We start from the raw sequence: 591 nt of genomic DNA, 5'->3' as shown, positions 1-591 counted from the left end.
CCACGCTGCGCCTGCACCGGCACCGCACCGCCCCTCTTGTGTGTTGTTGTACAACCCTAAGGGGGTATACGAGAGCAGCCTCGGTCTCGGGGGCCCGGGCGACAATCTGGGCATCGGCGAATCCAAACCCGCAACCTGCTGCCCCACTGCCGGAACCGTGGCCAACTCCTGGGATCCCGGGCTGGCCAGGGCCATGGGCCAAGCCTTGGGGGAGGAGGCCCGCAGCCTGGGCGTGAACATGGTGCTGGGACCGGGCATGAACATCAAGCGCAACCCCCTATGCGGACGCAACTTCGAATACTATTCGGAAGACCCGCAGGTCGCCGGGCGGATGGCCGCCGGACTGATCGAAGGCATCCAATCGCAGAAGGTCGCGGCCACACCCAAGCACTTCGCCATGAACAGCCAGGAGTTGCGCCGGCAGGCCTCCAACTCGATCGTGGACGAACGGACCATGCGCGAACTCTACCTGACCGGCTTCGAGATCGCCGTGCGCCAGGCCCGGCCCTGGGCGCTGATGACCTCCTACAACATGATCAACGGCGAATATGCCAACGAAAACAGTCATTTACTGAAAGACATCCTGCGTGA

1 protein-coding gene is annotated in these 591 nt (G+C 63.5%); it reads left to right on the top strand.

All coding sequences use genetic code 11. The features are described 5' to 3' along the window. A partial coding sequence (locus CRD60_RS08350) for a glycoside hydrolase family 3 protein (protein ID WP_130473095.1) occupies nt 1-591 on the top strand: 591 nt, incomplete at both ends.

The sequence above is a fragment of the Bifidobacterium aemilianum genome (genome assembly GCF_003315635.1).
GTDB lineage: Bacteria > Actinomycetota > Actinomycetes > Actinomycetales > Bifidobacteriaceae > Bifidobacterium > Bifidobacterium aemilianum.
The sequence above is the reverse complement of the archived record's forward strand: the minus strand, read 5'-3'. Positions and strand labels throughout refer to the sequence as shown.